The sequence below is a fragment of the Streptomyces sp. NBC_01351 genome (assembly GCF_036237315.1).
Lineage (GTDB): Bacteria > Actinomycetota > Actinomycetes > Streptomycetales > Streptomycetaceae > Streptomyces.
In genome coordinates this window covers 5,249,806-5,270,664 of record NZ_CP108356.1, presented here as the reverse complement: position 1 = coordinate 5,270,664, position 20,859 = coordinate 5,249,806, and the positions used below count along the sequence as shown (strand labels likewise).

The 20,859-nt window shown below is 73.0% G+C and carries 15 protein-coding genes; 9 read left to right on the top strand and 6 right to left on the bottom strand.

The window, feature by feature from the left end; translation table 11 throughout:
• Positions 1 to 24 precede the first annotated feature (24 nt).
• Together ftsX and ftsE are read right to left on the bottom strand one after the other, a co-directional pair.
• The gene (gene ftsX / locus OG625_RS24245) at positions 25 to 999 is read right to left on the bottom strand and encodes a permease-like cell division protein FtsX (protein WP_329384929.1); all 975 of its coding nucleotides are present in this window, start codon (positions 997 to 999) and stop codon (positions 25 to 27) included.
• Positions 1,000 to 1,016: 17 nt separating this feature from the next.
• On the bottom strand, positions 1,017 to 1,706 hold the full coding sequence (ftsE, locus tag OG625_RS24240; RefSeq protein ID WP_030771648.1) for a cell division ATP-binding protein FtsE: 690 nt from the start codon (positions 1,704 to 1,706) through the stop codon (positions 1,017 to 1,019).
• 238 nt (positions 1,707 to 1,944) lie between these two features.
• Between ftsE and OG625_RS24235 the strand changes: the two genes are divergently transcribed.
• A complete protein-coding gene (locus tag OG625_RS24235; protein ID WP_329384927.1) occupies positions 1,945 to 2,139 on the top strand; it encodes a hypothetical protein in 195 nt (64 codons plus the stop codon).
• 78 nt (positions 2,140 to 2,217) lie between these two features.
• On the opposite strand, the gene prfB is transcribed toward OG625_RS24235, so the two are convergent.
• Positions 2,218 to 3,327 carry a peptide chain release factor 2 gene (gene prfB / locus OG625_RS24230; protein ID WP_329384925.1) on the bottom strand — a complete coding sequence of 370 codons (1,110 nt, stop codon included), beginning with the start codon at positions 3,325 to 3,327 and terminating at the stop codon, positions 2,218 to 2,220.
• Positions 3,328 to 3,643: 316 nt separating this feature from the next.
• Here prfB and OG625_RS24225 point away from each other — a divergent pair, with 316 nt between their 5' ends.
• Positions 3,644 to 4,648: an isopenicillin N synthase family dioxygenase gene (locus OG625_RS24225; RefSeq protein WP_329384923.1), complete on the top strand. Its 1,005-nt coding sequence runs from the start codon at positions 3,644 to 3,646 to the stop codon at positions 4,646 to 4,648.
• A 268-nt stretch (positions 4,649 to 4,916) separates the two neighbouring features.
• On the opposite strand, the gene OG625_RS24220 is transcribed toward OG625_RS24225, so the two are convergent.
• Both OG625_RS24220 and OG625_RS24215 read right to left on the bottom strand, forming a co-directional pair.
• Positions 4,917 to 6,167, bottom strand: coding sequence for a serine/threonine-protein kinase (locus OG625_RS24220; RefSeq protein ID WP_329384921.1), 1,251 nt, complete (start codon positions 6,165 to 6,167; stop codon positions 4,917 to 4,919).
• A gap of 161 nt (positions 6,168 to 6,328) precedes the next feature.
• Entirely contained in the window at positions 6,329 to 8,080 is a 1,752-nt protein-coding gene (locus tag OG625_RS24215) for a serine/threonine-protein kinase (RefSeq protein WP_329384918.1), read from the bottom strand.
• 431 nt (positions 8,081 to 8,511) lie between these two features.
• On the opposite strand from OG625_RS24215, the gene OG625_RS24210 reads away from it, so the two are divergent.
• The 5 genes from OG625_RS24210 (at position 8,512) to OG625_RS24190 (ending at position 18,089) form a co-directional block, all read left to right on the top strand.
• On the top strand, positions 8,512 to 12,006 hold the full coding sequence (locus OG625_RS24210; RefSeq protein WP_329384916.1) for an FHA domain-containing protein: 3,495 nt from the start codon (positions 8,512 to 8,514) through the stop codon (positions 12,004 to 12,006).
• Positions 12,007 to 12,104: 98 nt separating this feature from the next.
• Positions 12,105 to 13,481, top strand: a complete 1,377-nt coding sequence (locus OG625_RS24205; RefSeq protein ID WP_329384913.1) for an ABC transporter substrate-binding protein — start codon at positions 12,105 to 12,107, stop codon at positions 13,479 to 13,481.
• On the top strand, positions 13,478 to 14,788 hold the full coding sequence (locus OG625_RS24200; RefSeq protein WP_443067904.1) for a carbohydrate ABC transporter permease: 1,311 nt from the start codon (positions 13,478 to 13,480) through the stop codon (positions 14,786 to 14,788). The genes OG625_RS24205 and OG625_RS24200 overlap by 4 nt, the downstream gene beginning before the upstream one ends.
• Positions 14,785 to 15,645 carry a carbohydrate ABC transporter permease gene (locus tag OG625_RS24195; RefSeq protein ID WP_329384907.1) on the top strand — a complete coding sequence of 287 codons (861 nt, stop codon included), beginning with the start codon at positions 14,785 to 14,787 and terminating at the stop codon, positions 15,643 to 15,645. Before OG625_RS24200 ends, OG625_RS24195 begins: the two co-directional genes overlap by 4 nt.
• 158 nt (positions 15,646 to 15,803) lie before the next feature.
• Complete coding sequence (locus tag OG625_RS24190; protein WP_443067763.1) at positions 15,804 to 18,089, top strand: bifunctional glycosyltransferase/CDP-glycerol:glycerophosphate glycerophosphotransferase; 2,286 nt, start codon at positions 15,804 to 15,806, stop codon at positions 18,087 to 18,089.
• A gap of 296 nt (positions 18,090 to 18,385) precedes the next feature.
• Here OG625_RS24190 and OG625_RS24185 read toward each other — a convergent pair whose 3' ends face one another.
• Positions 18,386 to 19,000, bottom strand: coding sequence for a TetR/AcrR family transcriptional regulator (locus OG625_RS24185; RefSeq protein WP_329384900.1), 615 nt, complete (start codon positions 18,998 to 19,000; stop codon positions 18,386 to 18,388).
• 137 nt (positions 19,001 to 19,137) lie between these two features.
• Between OG625_RS24185 and OG625_RS24180 the strand changes: the two genes are divergently transcribed.
• Positions 19,138 to 20,046 (top strand): ABC transporter permease, encoded by a 909-nt coding sequence (locus tag OG625_RS24180; protein WP_329384897.1) that lies wholly within the window; start codon positions 19,138 to 19,140, stop codon positions 20,044 to 20,046.
• Positions 20,039 to 20,821, top strand: a complete 783-nt coding sequence (locus tag OG625_RS24175; RefSeq protein WP_329384894.1) for an ABC transporter ATP-binding protein — start codon at positions 20,039 to 20,041, stop codon at positions 20,819 to 20,821. The genes OG625_RS24180 and OG625_RS24175 overlap by 8 nt, the downstream gene beginning before the upstream one ends.
• The last annotated feature ends 38 nt before the right edge of the window (positions 20,822 to 20,859 follow it).

Here is a 20,859-nt window from a genome sequence, read left to right as displayed (position 1 = left end):
ACCGGACCGCTCGCGGGGCGCTTGTCACACCTTCAGGTACTTGCGCAGCGCGATGAACGCCGCCATGGAGGGCATCAGCAGCCCGATGAAGAGGACGTACGGGAGCTTGGCGAGCACCGAGGACCAGCCCATGAAGTCGATCAGCTGGATCTTGTCGCGCAGGCCCACGCCGTGGTCGATGACGAAGTACTGACCGGAGACGAGCATGGCGCACGCGAAGAGCGCGCCGATGAGCCCGGCTACGGCGGCCTCCATGATGAAGGGGACCTGGATGTAGAAGCTGGACGCGCCGACCAGCCGCATGATCCCGGTCTCCCGCCGTCGGCTGAAGGCGGAGACGCGCACGGTGTTGACGATCAGCAGCAGCGCCACGATCAGCATGATCAGCATGATGGCGAGCGCGGCGACGTTCAGGTAGTTCAGGATCTTGAAGAGGTCGTCGATGGCCTGGCGCTGGTCGTCGACGGTGTGGATGCCGTCACGGCCGACGAAGGCCGAGGTGACGACCTTGTACTTCTCCGGGTCCTTCAGCTTGACCCGGAAGGACTCCTGCATCTGGTCCGGGGTGATGGAGGAGGCGAGCGCCGTGTTGCCGAAGCGCTCCTGGTAGTGCTTGTAGGCCTCGTCCGCCGATTCGTAGGCGACGGACTTCACCAGGGACATCTGCTTGAGCTCGGACTCGATCTGCTTCTTCTGGTCCTCGGTGACCGCGCCCTTGCCGCAGGTGGTGACGCCCGTGGAGGCCGGCGCTCCGGCAGCCGCGGTGGCCTTGGCGGCGGCCTCGCTGGCCTCCTGGGCGTCCTGCTTGTTGCAGAGGTAGAGCGTGACGTTGGCCTTGTCGTACCAGTAGCCCTTCATCTTGCTCACCTGCTCGCGCATGAGCAGGGAGCCGCCGAAGAGGGCCAGCGAGAGGGCCACGGAGATGATGACCGCGAAGGTCATGGTGAGATTGCGACGGAGGCCGACGCCGATCTCCGACATGACGAACTGGGCGCGCATGACGTCTCAAGGGCCTTTCAGTGCTGGTAGCCGTAGACGCCGCGCGACTGGTCGCGTACGAGTCGGCCCTGTTCGAGTTCGATGACGCGCTTGCGCATCTGGTCCACGATCTGCTGGTCGTGCGTCGCCATGATCACGGTGGTGCCGGTCCGGTTGATCCGGTCCAGCAGCTTCATGATCCCGACGGAGGTCTGGGGGTCGAGGTTGCCGGTGGGCTCGTCCGCGATCAGCAGGGCGGGCCGGTTGACGAAGGCGCGGGCGATGGCCACGCGCTGCTGCTCACCGCCGGAGAGCTCGCCGGGCATCCGGTCTTCCTTGCCGCCGAGGCCCACGAGCTCCAGGACCTGCGGAACGGCCTTGCGGATCTCGCCCCTCGGCTTGCCGATGACTTCCTGGGCGAAGGCGACGTTCTCGGCCACCGTCTTGTTGGGAAGCAGGCGGAAGTCCTGGAAGACGGTCCCCAGCTGGCGCCGCATCTGCGGAACCTTCCAGTTGGAGAGCTTGGCGAGGTCCTTGCCCAGGACGTGCACCTGGCCGTGGCTCGCCCGCTCCTCGCGCAGGATGAGCCGCAGGAAGGTGGACTTGCCGGAGCCGGAGGAGCCGACCAGGAAGACGAACTCGCCCTTCGCGATGTCGAGCGAGACTTCTCTGAGTGCGGGACGGCTCTGCTTCGGGTAGGACTTGGAGACGCTGTCGAATCGGATCACGGGTGCACCACGGTCGCCGGGAGTAGGTGTGCGTGACCATACGCGAACGGGCGCGAGGTGGGGACCCGGCAACCGGAGTTGCCCCATATGTCCACGGGTCCGAGAGGTACCTGACCGCGATTGCCCGGACGGGCCGAGCCGAATGCCGGCGAAGCTGGCACAGTGGTAGGGGGAACGGAGCGGTTCCCCGCGCCGTTGTACATGAGTAAGAGGGCCAAGGGGACGAAAGGAGGAGCGCATGACATATGACCGGCTCGTGTGCGCGAACTGCGCCGCGCCCGTCAGCCAGGGCCGCTGCCCGGTGTGCCGGGCGAACCGGGAGCGCCTCCAGCAGCAGGAGGGCCCCTTCTCCGGCCTGAACCCCGCGACACTCATCGTGCTCATGGTGATCCTCGTGGCAGCGCTCGTATTGGTGGCGCAGCAGACCGCGTAGGCGTACCGATCACATGCCGTGAACAGACGGAAGGGCCCGGACACCGATGGTGTCCGGGCCCTTCACGCACGCTCGGCCTTACGCGGTCTGCTCCTGCTGCTTGCGCCAGCGGATCCCGGCCTCCAGGAAGCCGTCGATCTCGCCGTCGAGCACCGCCTGCGGGTTGCCGACCTCGAACTCCGTCCGCAGGTCCTTGACCATCTGGTACGGGTGCAGGACGTAGGAGCGCATCTGGTTGCCCCAGGAGCTTCCGCCGTCCTTGAGGGCGTCCATCTTGTCCTTCTCCTCCTGGCGGCGCCGCTCCAGCAGCTTGGCCTGGAGGACGTTCATGGCGCTGGCCTTGTTCTGGATCTGCGAGCGCTCGTTCTGGCAGGAGACCACGATGCCGGTCGGCAGGTGCGTGATGCGGACCGCCGAGTCGGTGGTGTTGACGCCCTGGCCGCCGGGGCCCGAGGCGCGGTACACGTCCACGCGCAGCTCGGCCTCGTCGATCTCGACGTGGTCGCTGGTCTCGACGACCGGGAGCACCTCGACGCCCGCGAAGGAGGTCTGGCGGCGGCCCTGGTTGTCGAAGGGCGAGATGCGCACGAGGCGGTGCGTGCCCTGCTCGACGGAGAGGGTGCCGTAGGCGTAGGGGGCCTTGACCACGAAGGTGGTCGACTTGATGCCGGCCTCTTCCGCGTACGAGGTCTCGTAGATCTCGGTCGAGTAGCCGTGGCGCTCGGCCCAGCGCAGGTACATGCGCTGGAGGCGCTCGGCGAAGTCGGAGGCGTCGACGCCGCCGGCCTCGGCGCGGATGTTGACCAGGGCCTCGCGCTCGGCGTACTCGCCGGAGAGCAGGGTCCGGACCTCCATCTCGTCCAGCGCCTTGCGGACGGAGACCAGCTCGGTCTCGGCCTCGGCGAGGGTGTCCGCGTCGTCCATTTCCTGGGCGAGCTCGAACAGCACCGCGAGGTCGTCGATGCGGCCCCGGAGGGTCTCGGTCTTGCGGACCTCCGCCTGGAGGTGCGAAAGCTTGCTCGTGATCTTCTGGGCGGCGTCCGGGTCGTCCCACAGGGACGGCGCGGCGGCCTGCTCCTCGAGCACGGCGATATCTGCCCTCAGCTTGTCGAGGTCCAGGACGGCCTCGATCGACCCCATGGTCGAGGAGAGGGACTTCAGCTCTTCGGAAACATCGACGACTGCCACGGGTCCAGCGTAGCCGGTCCTCGGACAAGGCCGTCCGGGCAGGCCGAATCACCCGTACTGATGGAGGCTCGTACGGGCGTACGCTCAGCGTATGACCGTTCTTCTCGTCAAGCGCCGCCATGTGGACCACATGCGTGTCACGACGTCGAGCTGTCTGCCGCCGGACCTGTCCCAAGCCTGATCCACCCCGATCCGACTTGGTCCTGTACGCGGCCCAGCGGTCCCGGCGCCATCCCTGCCGGCGGCTCCTCCCCACCCGCGTCCCCCGCCACCCGTAGGGGAACAGGACCCCGTGACATCCCGAAACGGAGCCGTCATGCCGTCCGCGCACACCTCCCTCCCCGTCCTGGACCTCTCCCAGGCCGACGACCCGGCCCAGCGGGCCGAATTCCTGAAGAAGCTGCACGCAGCTGCCAGGGACTCCGGGTTCCTGCACCTGACCGGGCACGGCATCACCGCTGCGGAGAGCGCCCGCATCCTGGACCTGACCAGGGAGTTCTTCGCCCTCCCGGAGGCCGACCGGCTCGCCGTGAGCAACCTCAACTCCCCGCACTTCCGCGGCTACACCCGGATCGGGCACGAGCTGACGGGCGGGGCCTCCGACTGGCGGGACCAGCTGGACGTGGGCGCGGAGCGCCCGGCACCGGTCCTGGAGCCGGGCGACCCGGCGTACCTGTGGCTGGAGGGCCCGAACCAGTGGCCGGCGGCGCTCCCGGAGCTGCGTACGGTCGTCCTGGACTGGCAGTCCCGCCTCGCCGCGGTGGCCCACCGGCTGCTCCAGGAGCTCCTCGCCTCGATCGGCGCCCCGGCGGACTTCTTCGACGCGGCCTTCGCGGACCGCCCCCACCTGCACACGAAGCTGATCCGCTACCCGGGATCCGCCCCTTCGGGCACCGACCAGGGCGTGGGCGCCCACAAGGACTACGGCTTCCTCACCCTGCTCCTCCAGGACTCCGTGGGCGGCCTCCAGGTGGTCCGGGACGGGGGCTACCTCGACGTCCCGCCGCTTCCGGGGGCCTTCGTGGTCAACCTGGGCGAGCTGCTGGAGATCGCGACGGAGGGCTACCTGACGGCGACGGACCACCGCGTGGTCAGCCCACCGGGCGCGGTCGAGCGCTACTCGGTGCCGTTCTTCTACAACCCCCGGCTGGACGCGGTGATCGACACGGTGCCGGGCGAGTACCTCCGCTCGGCACCGGGCGTCCTGCACGACGCGTCGAACCCGCTGCACGCGGAGTACGGCCGCAACGAGCTGAAGGGCTGGGTCCGGGCCCACCCGGCCGTGGCGCGGCGCTGGCACCCGGAACTGGTGGTGGCCTAGCCGGCCGGGCCCCTGGGGCTCCGCCCCAGGCCCCGCGCCTCAAACGCCGGCGAGGCTGGATTTTGGCCGGCGTCAGCCTGTAAGTGCGCGCAGCGCAACCCTGCGCCCGACGGGCTGGATCGCCCGGAGGGCAATTCCAGCCCGTCGGGCGTTTGAGGAGCAGGTCTGGGCAGAGCCCAGGGTGCCGCGCAGCGGCATCTCCAGCCTCGCCGGCGTTTGAGGCGCGGGGGTTCGGGGGCAGCCCCCCGACAACGGTGGCGCACCCGCGTTACGGGGTGCGGGGGCCCGACTGTTTATTGTCCTGCGGGGGCGCGGCGTCGTCGCCGGAGACGGCCAGCCACGTGCCCAGGCCGACCACCGCGGTCAGCGCCACGGCCGCACCCGACAGCGCCAGGCGGCGCTTACGTGCGGCCTCCGCGCGGTGGCGGGCGGAGCCCGGCCGGTGGCCGCCCGCCGGGCGGGGGACCCGCGCCGTGCCCAGCGCGCCGCCGGCCAGCTCGTCCGGCCCCGGCACCCGCATCGAGGTGTGGGTGTCGCGGTTGGAGTCCGTCGCGGACCCGGGGACGAGGGGAACCACGCCCCGGCGGCGCACCGGGTCGGCCACGGCGGCCGCTTCCTCCGAGAACTCCGGCTCCGGATCCGCGTCGTCCGGCTCGTCCACGTCCAGCGGCGGCATCCCGGCCAGGAGCGGGAGGAGGTCCCGCAGCCGGACCGACAGCTCAGAGGCGCGCAGCCGGGACGCGGGGGCCTTCGCCAGGCACTGCACGATCAGCTGCCACAGCTCGTCGGGGATCCCGGGGAGCGGGACGACGGTCTCGGTGACGTGCCGCCGCAGCACCGCGCCGGGGTGGCCCCCGCCGAAGGGGGTGAAGCCGGCCAGCAGCTCGTACAACACGGTGGCCAGGGCGTATATGTCGACGGCCGCCCGCGGGGGCAGGCCCTCGACGATCTCCGGGGCCAGGTAGTCCGGGGTGCCGATGATCCGGGTGGTGGTGGCCACGGCCCGGCCCGAGGCCCGCCTCGGGTAGTCGATCAGCTTGGCCACGCCGAAGTCGGTCAGCAGCGCCGGATGCGCGCCGCCCGGGCCGAGCGGGCCCTGCATGTCGAGCAGGACGTTCTCCGGCTTCACGTCCCGGTGTACGACCCCGGCCGCGTGCGCCGCGGCCAGCGCGTCGGCCACGTCCGCGACGATCGCGACGGCCGCCTCGGGGGCGAGCCGACGCTCACGGTCGAGGCGCGTGCGGAGGTCCGTACCGCGTACGAGGTCCATGACGAGGGCGAGGTCGTTGCCGTCGACGACGAGGTCGCGGACGGAGACCACGTGGGGATGCTCCAGGCCGAGCAGCGCGCTGCGCTCCTGGACGAACCGTCCGACCAGTTCCTGGTCGGACGCGAGGTCCTCGCGCAGCAGTTTGACGGCGACGGGCCCGTCAGGCCCCTCGCCCAGCCACACCGTGCCCGCGCTGCCGCGCCCCAGGATCTGGTGCGCGGTGTACCGGCTGCCGATCTTCCGTGCCACGACTGCTCCCTCAGCGGCTGGCGTACCGCACCAAAGCTACGCGGCCGGGTGCCCGTTGGAGGCCAGCAGGGGCCCTGATTCGCGGTGACCTTCACTTCTGCGGGCGAAAACACGTCCCAGAAGTCGACAAATCCACGAACTCGGCGCTACAGGGGTCCGTTTCAGGGCTGGGTGGAGCCCGTGGAGTCCGTGGCCTCCCCGATGGTGCCCACCCAGTCGGCGATGTCGGAGCCCCAGGTCCACAGCTGGTCCCACCAGCCGCGGCCGGTGCCGACCCACTCCTGGAGCGGGGTGAACGTCCAGATGAGCCAGCCCGCGACGAAGAACATCAGGATCAGCACCAGGCAGCCCTTGAGGCAGCCGAGGCCGGGGATCTTCACCGGGTTGGCGCTCCGGCGGCGCGGCTCGCGCGGCTCACGGGGAACCGGCTGCTGCGGCGGCGGAGCCTGCGGGGGCTGCTGCGGCTGGCGGTACTGGGGCTGCTGCGGCGGCTGGGGCTGCTGGTACGGCTGAGGCTGGTGCTGCTGCTGCGGCTGGTAGTGCTGCGGCGGCGGAGGCGCGTACTGCTGCTGGTGCTGCGGCTGCTGCTGGTGCTGCGGCTGCTGCTGGGGCTGCCGGTACTGGGGAGGCTGCTGCGGCGGCGGGCCCTGCCGGTACGGCTGTTGCTGTTGCTGCGGAGGCTGCTGCGGCCGGTGCTGCGGCGGCGGGGGCGCCTGGCGCTGCGGACGGCGGCGCAGGGGGTCCTCGCTCGGGTCGAGGTACTGGATCTGCGTCTGCTCGTTGCGGTCGCGGACGCCCTGCAGCTGCGACTGCCACGGGTGCGGCTGGTCCGGCTGCTGCACGGGCGGCATGACGGAGGTCGGGTCGGCGCCGCCGACCGGCGACATGACGCTGGTCATGGCGTTCGGGTCGTACGCACCCGCGGGCGCGCCCGCGCCGACGCCACCGGGCAGCACCTGCGTGGCGTCGGAGGCGCCCGCGGTCTCGGGGACCGGCGCCGGGGAGGGGTCGGGGGCGAGCAGGGCGCCGACGCCGAGCGCGGCCTCCACCTCGGCGGCCGAGGAGTGCACGCCGATGCCGGAGGCGACCACGCGCAGGGCGCGGGCCAGGCTCACGGCGCTGGGGCGCTCGTTCGGTTCCTTGCGCAGGCAGCGCTCGACGACCGTCCACAGCGGCTCGGGCACCGTCGAGGGGCGCTGCGGGTCCTCGCTGAGGTGGCGGTGGAGCACTTCGAGGGCGCTGCCGCCGGCGAACGGCGGGCGTCCGGTGAGCAGCTCGTAGAGCAGGATGCCGGCGCCGTAGATGTCGACGGCGGAGGTCTGCGGGCGGCCCTCGGCCGACTCGGGGGCGACGTAGGCGGGGGTGCCGACGAACTCGTGCGTGCGGGTCAGGCCCGGGGAGTCCGCGAGGCGGGCGATGCCGAAGTCGGTGAGCATCGGCTTCATCTGGCCGCCGCGCTCGTCGAGCAGCACGTTGGCGGGCTTCAGGTCGCGGTGGACGACGCCGTCGGCGTGGCTGGCGGCGAGCGCGTCCGCGATCTGGGCGGTCAGCAGGCTCGCGGCGACCGGGCTGAAGGGGCCGTTCTCGCGGAGGTACTTGTGCAGGTCCGGGCCGTCGATCAGGTCCATGACGAGGGCGAGCAGATCGCCCTCGACGACGAGGTCGCGGGTGCGGACGATGTTGGGGTGGGTCAGGCGCAGCAGGACGGAGCGCTCCCGCAGGAAGCGCATGACGATGTCCGGGTCCTGGGCCAGCTCCTCCTTGAGGACCTTGATCGCCACGGTCTCACCGGGCTGACCTGCGACGGCCGCCTCGGCGCCCGCGGCCTCCCTCTGGCGGGCACGCCAGACAGTGCCCGTGGCGCCGCGCCCGAGCGGCTCCTCGAGCAGGTACTTGCTGCCGACTGGCCGCACGTCTCGCGCTCCCTGCTGCTGTGTCGATCTGCTGTGCCGATCCGCTGTCTCGATCGGGTTTCCGGCCCACTCTAGGGGGTGTCCCTGTGGAAGACGCGGGCCACCGGACGTTGGTTGCCGCACGTACGTGCGGTGGGTGACGTTCGGGGGGTATGCCCCTGGCGTTTTTGCTCTGCATTCCGCGAGGTCCGGCCCGCCGCCTGATCGATCAAGATCACTTGTCGGCGGGTGCCGGGCGTGTTGTCCGTGACAGGTGCGAGGATGCACACGTACGGAAGGCACGGGACGGGAGCCCGTCCTTCCGGCAGACCTGACCGGACGACGCGTCCGTGCCGGGCGGGGGGCGACGACCGGGCAGCCATGCCCGTCCCGTCATTCCCCTGCCGGGCGCACACACCGCGCCCACCGCGCAGAAGGGACCGCTGACGGCGATGCAGATCCGGCTGACCGTCCTCGGGTCGCGCAGCGGCCACCAGACCGCGAGCGCCCCAGCCAGCTGTGACGTGCTCGTCACCGCGCCCGTCGGGACCGCGCTGGCCGCGGTCGCCTCCGGGCTCGCGGCGACCGTGGGCGGACCCGACACCGGGGGCACGGTCGTGCTGTACGCCGGTGCGGAGCGGCTGGACCTCCAGCGGCGGGTCCTGGGCGAGCCGCCGCTCGTCGACGGGGCGGTGCTGGCGCTGAACGCGCCGGTGCCGGACGTACTGCCGGAGGAGAGCCTCGGGGCCCCGCAGCTGCACGTGGTGGCCGGACCCGACGCGGGCGGGGTGCACCTGCTGCACAGCGGGCAGATCCGGGTGGGCCGCTCCGCCGACGCCGACGTCCCGCTGGACGACCCCGACGTGTCGCGGCTGCACTGCGCGGTGACGGTGCTGCGGGACGGGCGGGTGGCCGTGGCCGACCTGGACTCCACGAACGGCACCACGCTGGACGGCGCCCCGGTGGGCCCGCAACCGATCGCCCTGACCCCGGGGACCCTGCTCCGGGTCGGCGAATCCACCCTCCGCCTGGCCCGGGGATCGGGCGCGGCGGCCCCCCGCCCCACCACCCCGGACCTGGAGGGCCACCTCTCCGTCCCCCTCGCCACGCCCCCCGGCGGCGCCGGACAGCCCTCGGGGCACAGCCCCGGGACCCCTGCCGGCACACCGGACGCCGCCGGCGCGGCAGGCATCGACACCTCCTCGGGGCACCGCCCCGGACCGCAAGGCGCAGCAGGGGTCGCGGGCCCCGGCAGCGCCGGCGGACCGCCGACCAGCACGGGCGCCCCCGGCCGGCCCTCGGGGCACCGCCCCGGATCCCCCGGCGGAACCCCGAGGACCTCCTCCGGCGCAGCCGGTTGGACGGGCACCAGCGGGTCGCAGGCCGGCACGAGCACGCCGGGCGCCGCCGGTGCCTCCGGCGCGGCCGGATGGGGCGACTCCGGCGCGGCCGGGAACGCCGGATCCGGCGCGTGGCCGGACGCCTCCGGTACGGGCACCTCCGGCGCAGCCGGGTGGACGGGCTCCGGCGGGACGCCGACCAGCCCGGGCGACCCGGGCGCCCCCGGCGCCGCGCAACCCTCGGGGCGCCGCCCCCGAACCCCCGGCGGAACGCGGCAGGGCGCCCCCGGCGCGACCGACCCCGGCGCAGCCGGGTGGGGCGGCACCGGCGGGACGTCAGCCGGCGCGGCCGGGAGCCGCGGGGCAGGCGCGCGGCCGGACGCCTCCGGCACGGGCACGACCGGCACCGCCGGCGGGGCCGGGTGGGCCGGCTCCGGCGGGGCGTCGGCCGATGCGGCCGCGGCGCCCCCCGGGCAGCAGCCGCACCCCGAAGCCCCCGGCAGGGCTCGGCGGAAGGGGATCGGGGCCTGGGCGCGGAAGTGGGTGCGCGGGGAGGACCTCGCCGAGGCTCCGCGGGAGCCCGCGCCGGCCACCGCCGCCGCACCCGACCCAGACGACCCGGCCGCGCTGCTGCTGGCCGCGCTGGGACCCACCGAGCGCCTGTGGTCGCGTACGCCCGGGCATCCCGGTCTGCTGGAAGTGGGGCTCGGCGCCGGGAGCCGGGTGTCACTGCCCGAGGTCGGCGGGCTCGGCGTGGCCGGCCCGCGGGCCCGGCTGGCCGGGGTCGCCCGCTGGCTGGTCGCGCAGCTCGCCGCACTGCACGCGCCCGGGCAGCTGGAGATCGTGCTGCTGTCCACCGACCGCGCACGCGGCCTCGCCGACCGCCGCGGCGACTGGGGCTGGCTCGGCTGGCTGCCCCACGTACGGCCCGCGCACGGCCAGGACTGCCGGCTGCTCCTCGCGTACGACCGCGATCAGGCCGCCGCACGCACGGGCGAACTGACCCGGCGGCTGGACGACAGTCCCCTCGGCACGCACTGGGCCGCCGCCGATCCCGAGCGGGTCCGGCTGGCCGCCGCCGCGTACGAAGGCCCGTACACCCTGCTCGTCCTCGACGGCGATCCCGGCGCGGGCCCGCTGCGCGACCTCACCGGGCGGCTCGCCTCGCACGGCCCGGCCGCCGGGATCCACGTCCTCGCGCTCGCCGAGGCCCCGGCCGCCACCCCGGCCTCCCCGGTCGCCGACACGTACGAGGCGGCCTGCGCGAACTCCCCCGCCTTCCGGGACTGCGGCGCGGTCGCCCTGCTCAGCGGGGACGTGGCCACGGCCGTACGCACCTTCACGGTCACCGGCGGCCGCCCGGTGCCCACCGGCGGCACCGCCACCGCCGACGCCGTCTCCGCCGCCTGGGCCGAGCGCTTCGCCCGCGCCCTGGCCCCCCTGCGCACCGCCGAACCCTCCGGCGCGGGCTACCGGCCGGCCGCCGCCGCGCTGCCCGCCACCGCGCGGCTGCTGGACGAGCTGGGGCTGGCCCGGGCCACCCCGGCCTCCCTGATGGCCCGCTGGGCCGCCGCCACCGACCAGGGGCAGGGCGTGGGCGGCCTGGCCGAGATCGTGCTGGGCAGCGGGCGGCGCGGAGCCGTCGGCGCCGAGCTCGTCCACGACGGCCCGCACCTGCTCATCGAGGGCCCCGCCGGCAGCGGCCGCACGGAGCTGCTGCGTTCGGTGGCGGCCTCGCTGTCGGCGGCGGCCCGGCCCGACCGGCTCGGTCTGGTCCTGCTCGACGGGGCGGGCGGCGAGCGCGGCGACGGCCTGCTGCCCTGCACCGAGCTCCCGCACGTCTCGGCGCACCTGGTGGCCTCCGATCCGCTGCGCATGCGGGAGTTCGCCCAGGCGCTGGGCGCGGAGCTCAAGCGCCGCGCCGAGCTGCTGGAGGGCGTGCCGTTCGCCGAGTGGCACGCCGGCCGGGAGCTGGCCGACCGGATGGTGTCGCCCCGCCAGCCCACCGCGGGCGAGCTGCGCGGCGACCTCGACCCCCAGCGCAGCGGCACGCTGCGGCTGCGTTCCTCCACGACCCGTACCGATCCGGCGGGGCCCAGTCCGCTGCCCCGGCTGGTGGTGCTGGTGGACGACTTCGACGCGCTGGTCGCGCCGGGGCTCGGCGCCACCGGCCGGCCGGCCGCCGGTTCGGTGGTCCGCGCGCTGGAGGCGGTGGCCCGCGAGGGTGCCCGGCTCGGCGTGCACCTGGTGGCGACGAGCGCCCGTCCGGACCGTACGGCCGACACCCTCCTCGCCCGCCTGACCACCCTGCGGGTGGAGTTGGACGCCCCCGACCAGCCGGGCCCCGGCCGCGGCCTGCTGCGGCACGCGGACGGGCGGACGGTGCCCTTCCAGGCGGGCCGGGTCACGGGCCGGATCCCCCGGACGGCGACCCTGCGGCCCACTGTGGTCCCGGTGGAGTGGGAGCGGATGGGCGACCCGCCGGCCCGCCGGCCGGTGCGCGAGCTGGGCAACGGCCCGACCGACCTCGCGCTGCTGGCCAGCGCCCTGGACCGGGCCTCGCACCTGGTCTCGGCGATACCCGTACTGTTCCCGCCGGCGCCGTGAACCCCGACGCGCCCCCCGCGACGCGGTATTGCGCGGGGCGCGCGGGTCGGCGTAGACCTTGTGGTCCGGGACACACCACGGGCATCGGGGGCAGCACCATGCGCCAGCACGGAACGGGCCGTACGACACTCACTTGGGCAGCGCTGGCCGCGGCGGGCGCGCTGGTGCTCAGCGCCTGCGGGGACGACGGCAAGGGCAAGTCCGCCACGGACGATCCGTCGAAAGCACCCCAGGGCGGCTCGGCCGCCCCGCGGGTGGAGTTACCGAAGCTGACCGGCGAGAAGCTGGAGGTCGCGGCGGTCTGGACGGGCCCGGAGCAGGAGAACTTCACCAAGGTCCTGAAGGAGTTCGAGAAGCGGACGGGTGCCTCGGTCACCTTCGTCCCGGCCCAGGACCCGATCGTCACCTTCCTCGGTACGAAGATCGCGGGCGGGGCCCCGCCGGACGTGGCGCTGCTCCCGCAGGTCGGGGCGCTGGTCTCGGCGGTGCAGAACAAGTGGGCGCAGCCGGTGGGCGCGGAGGCCCAGGCCCAGCTCGACGCGAACTACTCGGCGGGCTGGAAGAAGCTCGGCGCGGTCGACGGCGCCCAGTACGGCGTGTACTACAAGGCCGCCAACAAGTCGCTGATCTGGTACAACGCGAAGGCCTTCGAGGCGGCGGGCGTGCAGCCGCCGAAGACGTGGAAGGACCTCCTGACCGCGGCCGACACCCTCTCCGCCTCCGGTACCCCGGCCGTTTCGGTGGCCGGCGCGGACGGCTGGACCCTCACCGACTGGTTCGAGAACGTCTACCTCTCCCAGGCGGGCCCGGAGAAGTACGACCAGTTGGCCAAGCACCAGATCAAGTGGACGGACGACAGCGTCAAGCAGGCGCTGACCACCCTGGCCGAGCTGTGGGGCCGCAAGGACTTCCTGGCGGGCGGGCCGAGCGGGGCCCTGTCCACCGAGTTCCCGAAGTCGGTGACGCAGACCTTCACGGGCGGGGACCGGCCTGCTGCGGCGATGGTCTTCGAGGGCGACTTCGTGGCGGTGAACATCGCGCAGACGGACGCGAAGGTGGGCAAGGACGCGCTCGTGTTCCCCTTCCCGGCGGTCGGCGAGAAGGCGCCGGTGGTCTCGGGCGGTGACGTGGCGGTGGCGCTGAAGCCGTCGAAGGGCGCGCAGGCGCTGCTGACCTTCCTGGCCTCGGCGGACGCTGCGGAGATCCAGGCCCGCGAGGGCGGTTTCGTCTCCCCGAACAAGGGGGTCGACCCGGCCGCGTACCCCAACGACATCCAGCGGAACATCGCCAAGGCACTGATCGCGGCGGGCGATGACTTCCGCTTCGACATGTCGGACCAGGCCCCGTCGGCCTTCGGCGGGACCCCGGGCGCGGGTGAGTGGAAGGCCCTCCAGGACTTCCTCGCGAACCCGTCGGACGTGGCGGGCGCCCAGGCGAAACTGGAGGCGGACGCGGCCAAGGCCTACGGGAACTGATCCCGGTGGCCGCCACCTCCCGGGAGGCCCGGCGCCGCCGTCTGATCGCGGCGGCGTTCCTCCTCCCGGCCCTCGTACTCCTCGGCGCGCTGGTCGTGCACCCGATCGGCTACTCGATCTACCGCAGCTTCTTCGACCGCTCGGGCGACTCCTTCGTCGGGGCCGGCAACTACCGCCAGATCCTGAGCGACGACACCATCCGCACCGCCCTGAAGAACACGGCGGTGTGGGTGGTCCTGGCGCCCACCACGGCCACCGCCCTCGGCCTGATCTTCGCGGTGCTGACCGAACGGGTGCGCTGGGGAACGGCGTTCAAGCTGCTGGTCTTCATGCCGATGGCGATCTCGATGCTGGCGGCGGGCATCATCTTCCGCCTGGTCTACGACCACGACCCGGACCGGGGCATCGCCAACGCGGTGTGGGTCGGGGTCCACGACACCTTCGCCGAGTCCTCGGCCTTCCCCAAGGCCCGCCCCGGCCGGGACTCCCCGCTGGTGCCGGCCGACGGGGGCGCCTTCGTCACCCGCGATCCGGTCACGGCGGGCACCCCGGCCGTGCTCCCGCTGGTCGGGGTGGCCCCGGAGTCCCTGCCCGAGGGCACGCGTACGGCGAAGTCCGCACCGGCCGAGCCGGGCCGGGTCACCGGGACGGCCTGGCAGGACTTCACCCGGGGCGGCGGCGGTCGTACGAACGCGGTCGACCCGAGCGAGTCGGCGTTCGCCGGCATGCGGATCGAGGCGGTCAAGGACGGCAAGGTGGTGGCTTCGACGACGACCCGCGCCGACGGCACCTTCAGCCTCCCCGCGGCGGCCGACGGCGCCCGGCTGCAGCTGCCCGCCTCGAACTTCCGGGAGGCGTACGCGGGCGTGCAGTGGCTGGGGCCGTCGCTCGTCACCCCGGCGGTCATCGGGGCGTACGTATGGATGTGGGCCGGTTTCGCGATGGTGCTGATCGGGGCAGGGCTGGCGGCCGTACCGCGGGAGCTGCTGGAGGCGGCGCGGGTGGACGGGGCGAACGAGTGGCAGGTGTTCCGCCGGATCACGGTCCCGGTGCTGGCGCCCGTATTGGTGGTCGTGCTCGTCACCCTCGTCATCAACGTCATGAAGGTCTTCGACCTGGTCTTCGTGATCGCCCCGGGCGCGGTCCAGGACGACGCGAACGTCCTCGCGCTCCAGCTGTACCGCACCTCCTTCGGCACGGACGCCGACCCGGGCCTGGGCAGTGCGATCGCCGTCCTGCTCCTGGTGCTGGTGGTGCCGGTGATGCTCGTGAACATCCGCCGGCTCCGGAAGGAGGGGTCCCGATGATCCGACCCCGCGCGACGACCACCAGGCTGGCATCGCGGATGGCGGGCGGGGCACTGAGGATCTTCCTGGTCCTGGCCGCGCTGTTCTGGATGATGCCCACCCTCGGGCTGCTGATCTCCTCCTTCCTCTCCGCCACCGACCTCAACAAGGGCGGCTGGTGGCAGGTGCTGACCGCGCCCGCGCGGCTGACGGCCGGCAACTACGAGCGGCTGCTGGCCAACGACACGATCACCGGCTCCCTCCTGAACACCGTCGCGATCGCGGTACCGGCCACCCTGCTCGTCGTCACGCTCGGCGCGTTCGCCGGATACGCCTTCGCCTGGCTGGAGTTCCCCGGCCGGGACTGGCTCTTCCTCATCGTGGTCGGTCTGCTCGTCGTCCCCGTGCAGGTGGCCCTGATCCCGGTCTCCGAACTCTTCGGCTCCATCGGCCTGTTCGAGACCACGGCTGGCGTGGTCCTCTTCCACACCGCCTTCGGGCTGCCGTTCGCCGTGTTCCTGCTGCGCAACTTCTTCGCGGAGATCCCGCGCGAGCTGCTGGAGGCGGCCCGCCTCGACGGCGCGGGTGAACTGCGGCTGTTCGCACGGGTGGTGCTGCCCCTGGGCGGTCCGGCGATCGCCTCGCTCGGCATCTTCCAGTTCCTGTGGGTGTGGAACGACATGCTGGTCGCGCTGGTCTTCGCGGACTCGGCGAACCCGCCCGTGACGGTCGCGCTCCAGCAGCAGGTACGGCAGTTCGGGAACAACATCGACGTGCTCGCCCCCGGCGCCTTCCTGTCGATGGTGGTGCCGCTCGTCGTCTTCTTCGCCTTCCAGCGGCAGTTCGTCTCGGGGGTGATGGCCGGCGCGATCAAGTAAAGGACGACGCAAGACACCGGTTGACGTGGCACGTTGACGCTCCGTAACCCGAATGCCACACGCTGCGTAACCCGATCGCCACGCCAGGGGTTCCTTGGGGGCACTCCCCCAGCCTCCGGCCGGGGGTGCCCCCACCCAGCGGTAGCTGGGGGAGCAATATGCCCGCGCCGACCCCTGGATGTGCCGTGCCCCGGTTCAGCGTCATCGTGCCCGCGTACAAGGTCCAGGCGTACCTCCAGGAGAGTCTGGACTCGGTCCTGACGCAGTCGTACCCGGATCTGGAACTGATCGCGGTCGACGACGCCTCCCCGGACGCCTGCGGTTCGATCATCGACGAGTACGCGGCCCGGGACCCCCGGGTGACCGCCGTGCGCCTGGCGCACAACGTCGGCCTGGGCCCCGCCCGCAACGCGGGCCTGGCCCGGGCCACCGGCGACTACCTGGTCTTCCTCGACGGCGACGACACCCTCGCCCCCGGCGCCCTGCAGGCGATCACCGACCGGCTGAAGGCCACCGGCTCCCCCGACGTCCTGGTCTACGACTACGCGCGCACCTTCTGGACGGGCGAGCTGGTCCGCAACCGCCTCTCGCACCGCCTCTCCGAGGAGGGCCCGGCCAGCTTCCGCCTCGCCGACCGCCCGGCACTCCTCGGCATGCTGATGGTGGTGTGGAACAAGACCTACCGCCGCGAGTACGTGGAACGCGAGGGCCTGCGCTTCCCGCCCGGCCTCTACGAGGACACCCCCTGGACCTACCCGGCGCTGCTGGCCGCCGAGTCCGTCGCCGTCCTGGACCGGGTCTGCGTGCACTACCGACAGCGGCGCACCGGCTCGATCCTGACCACGACCAGCCGCCGCCACCTCGACATCTTCGACCAGTACGACCGGGTCTTCGGCTACCTCGCCGGCCGTCCCGAACTGGAGCGCTGGCGGCCCGCCGTGCACCGGCGGATGGCCGAGCACTTCTGCGCCCTGTACGCCGACCCGCGCCGCCTCCCGCGCGCCGTCCGGGCCGAGTTCTTCAAGCGGGCCTCGGTACTGCTGCGCCGCTACCGGGCCACGGGCCGGGCCGGCGCGCCGCCCCTCTCGCTCTCCCGTACCGACCGACTGCGCCACGCCCTCATGCGGCTGGGCACCCGCCGCACCTACCGGCTGCTCTCGCTCGTGCGCGCGGCCGCCCTGGCGACGGGCCGCGCCGCCGCCACCCTGGGCCGGGGCCTGCGCGAGACCGCCCTGCGCCTGCACTACCGCGCCCAGCGGCTGCTCCCGCTGCGCCCGGAGCTGGCGGTGTTCTCCGCGTACTGGCACGGCGGCTACGCCTGCAACCCGGCGGCGATCGAGGCGAAGCTGCGGGAGCTGGCGCCGGGGATGCGGACGGCGTGGATCTGCGACGCGGAGCACGAGGCGACGCTGCCCCGGGAGACGGTGGCCCTGCGGCCGGGCTCGGCGGCGTACTGGACGGCCCTGGCGCGGGCCACGTACCTCACCACGAACGTCAACTTCGAGCGCGCCCTGGTCAAGCGCCCGGGCCAGATCCTGCTCCAGACCCAGCACGGCACCCCGCTCAAGCGGGTCGGCCTCGACCTCCAGGACCGCCCGGCGGCCACCCCTACGACGGACTTCGCGGGCCTGCTGCGCGGCGCCGACCAGTGGGACTACCTGCTCTCGGCGAACCGGCACTCCACCCTGGTGTGGGAGAAGGCCGTCCCCTCCTCCTACACCACCCTCGAATACGGCTACCCGCGCAACGACGCCTTCCACCGGGCCACCCGGTCCGACGTCCTGGAGCTGCGCGAACGCCTCGGCATCCCCGCCGACTCGACCGCGATCCTCTACGCCCCCACGCACCGCGACTACCGGCGCAGCCGGCCGGACCACCTGGACTTCGAGCGGGTCCTGCGCGACCTGGGCCCGCGCTTCGTCCTCCTCACCCGCACCCACCTCACGTACGCGGACTCCCACGCGGCGCCGGACCCGCAGCCGCGGCTGATCGACGTCTCCTCGTACCCGTCGGTCGAGGAGCTCTGCCTCGCCTCGGACGCCCTGATCACCGACTACTCGTCCCTGATGTTCGACTACGCCTCGCTGGACCGGCCGATCGTGATCCACGCGGACGACTGGGAGGCGTACGAGGCCGCCCGCGGCACCTACTTCGACCTGCGGGCCTGCCCGCCGGGGGCGATCGCCCGCACCCAGGACGAGCTCGTCGACATCTTCACCACCGGCCACTGGCAGGGCTCCCGCTCGGCCCAGCTCCGGGCGGCCTTCCGCGCGCGCTTCTGCTCGTACGACGACGGCCACGCGGCCGAGCGCGTCGTCCGCCGCGTCTTCCTGGGCCAGCCGAACCCGGTCCCGGCGGTCACCCCCCTGGAAGACCGCCACCCCTGCCCCCCGGCTGCCGCCGCCCCGACCCCGTCCCCGGCCCTGGCCCACGTCTGGCCGTGAGGCCCACCCACGCGCGTCCCCCTGGGGCTCCGCCCCAGGACCCCGCTCCCCAAACGCCGGAGGGGCTGAAGTTTCCCGAGGTTGCTCTGCGCGCACTTTCAGGCCGACACCAGCCAAAATCCAGCCCCGCCGGCGTTCGAGGCGTGGGGGTCCCCCCGGACGGAGTCTGGTGGGGGCACTCCCCCAGCCTCCGGCCGGGGGGACCCCCACCCAGCGGTAGCTGGGGGAGAGGGTCCGGGGCGGAGCCCCGGGACGGCGGCCCGCACGGGCACAACCCGGCCCGCACCCCCACTGGCTCAAACGGCCCGCAGCCCCGCCACGACCGACCGGGCCAGCTCGTCCAGGTACCCCCCGGGGACGGAGTCCCGGACCACCACCTGCCGCCAGTACAGCGGCCCGATCGCCAGATCGAGCGCCCGCTCCGGATCGGCCCCTTCCGGAAGCTCGCCGCGCGCCACCGCCTCGCCCACGATCCCCGCGGCGAGCCGCCGCTGCCCGTCCAGCAGCGCACCCCGCACCGCGTCCGCGATCTCCGGGTTCCGCGCCGCCTCGACCAGCAGGTCGGGGATCACCGCGGACGCCACCGGGTGCCGCAGCACGTGTGACATGACCTCCAGCAGGGCCCGTACGTCCCCGTACAGCGACCCCGTCCGCGGCACCGGCAGGCCGTCCACCGCGAACGCCCCCACCAGGTCCAGCACCAGGTGCAGCTTCGACTTCCACCGCCGGTACACCGCGGTCTTCCCGACCCCCGCGCGCCGCGCGACGCCCTCGATCGACATCCGGGAGAAGCCGACCGCGGCCAGCTCTTCCAGCACCGCCGCACGGATCGCCTCGGTGACGTCCGCACGCAGGACAGCGGCCCCGGCAGGGGCACGGCGGGTGGGGGTGGCAGCAGGATCCGTCGTCATGCCCAGAGCATATCGGCACCCGCACGTCACGACGATACGGTTGCGTTCCGACGCTGAGCGTCCTACTCTCGCCGTAGCGACGATACGGACCCGTCCCGTCGTCGCTCGACGCCCCGACCCCGGCGAAAGCGACCCTCGTGACCACCTCGACGGCAACCGCACCCGCACCCCCCGCGTACGCGGACCCGGCGGACCTCGCGGCCGCCCACGGCCTGACCCTCAGCGGCGCCCGCCCCGCCCTCCCCCGCTACATCGCGCAGCTCTGGGGCCGCCGCCACTTCGTGACGGCGTACGCGACCGCCCGCATGCAGGCGCAGTACAGCACCGCGAAGCTCGGCCAGGTCTGGCACCTGGTGACCCCCCTGCTCAACGCGGCGGTCTACTACTTCATCTTCGGCATCGTCATGCACGCCAGCCACGGCGTGCCCGACTACCTGCCGTTCCTGATCACCGGCGTCTTCGTCTGGGACTTCATCGGCAGCTCCATCAACGCCGGCACCCGCTCCGTCCACAGCAACCTCGGCCTGGTCCGCGCCCTGCACTTCCCCCGCGCCAGCCTGCCCATCTCCACCGTCGTGCAGCTCTTCCAGCAACTGCTCGTCACCATGGGCGCCCTGGTCATCCTGCTGTTCGCCTTCGGCCAGACCCCGAACCCGGCCTGGCTCCTGGCGGTCCCCACCCTGCTCCTCATGGCCGTCTTCGCCGCCGGCTGCGCCATGATCATGGCCCGCATCGGCAGCAAGAGCCCGGACGTCAGCCAGCTCATGCCGTTCGTCCTGCGCACCTGGATGTACTCCTCCGGCGTGATGTGGTCCATCGACTCCATGCTGAAGACGGACCAGTTGCCGCACTGGGTGTCGATGATGCTCAAGCTCAACCCGGCTGCCGTGTACATCGACCTGATGCGCTTCGCGCTGATCGACAGCTTCCAGGCGCACTCGCTCCCCCACCACGTGTGGCCCATCGCCATCGGCTGGGCGCTGCTCGCCGGCGTCGGCGGATTCGTCTACTTCTGGAAGGCCGAGGAGGAGTACGGCCGTGGCTGAGCTCACCGACACCCGCGTACCCACCGTCATCGCGGACGGGGTCCACGTCGTCTACAAGGTCCACGGCGGCGGCAAGGGCAGGGGCACCGCCACCGCGGCCCTGAGCCGGATCTTCTCCCGCAAGCCGGCCCCCGGCATCCGCGAGGTGCACGCCGTCAAGGGCGTCACCTTCACCGCCTACAGGGGCGAGGCGATCGGCCTCATCGGCACCAACGGCTCGGGAAAGTCCACCCTCCTCAAGGCCATCGCCGGCCTCCAGCCCGTGTCCGCCGGCCGGATCTTCTCGCACGGGCAGCCGTCCCTCCTCGGGGTGAACGCCGCCCTGATGAACGACCTGACGGGCGAACGCAACGTCGTCCTCGGCGGCCTCGCCATGGGCATGACCCGCGAGCAGATCAAGGACCGCTACCAGGACATCGTCGACTTCTCCGGCATCAACGAGAAGGGCGACTTCATCTCCCTGCCCATGCGTACGTACTCCTCCGGCATGGGCGCCCGCCTGCGGTTCTCCATCGCCGCCGCCAAGGACCACGACGTCCTGATGATCGACGAGGCCCTGGCCACCGGCGACGCCGCCTTCCAGCGCCGCAGCCAGGCCCGCATCGAGGAACTGCGCGAACACGCCGGCACGGTCTTCCTGGTCAGCCACGGCATCGGCACGGTCCGCGAGACCTGCGACCGCGCGATCTGGCTGGAGGCGGGGGTCATGCGCATGGACGGCCCGTCCGCGGAGGTCTGCGACGCCTACGAAGCCTTCACCGCGGGCAAAAGCTAGCCCCGCCGGCGTTTGAGGCGCGGGGGTTCGGGGGCGGA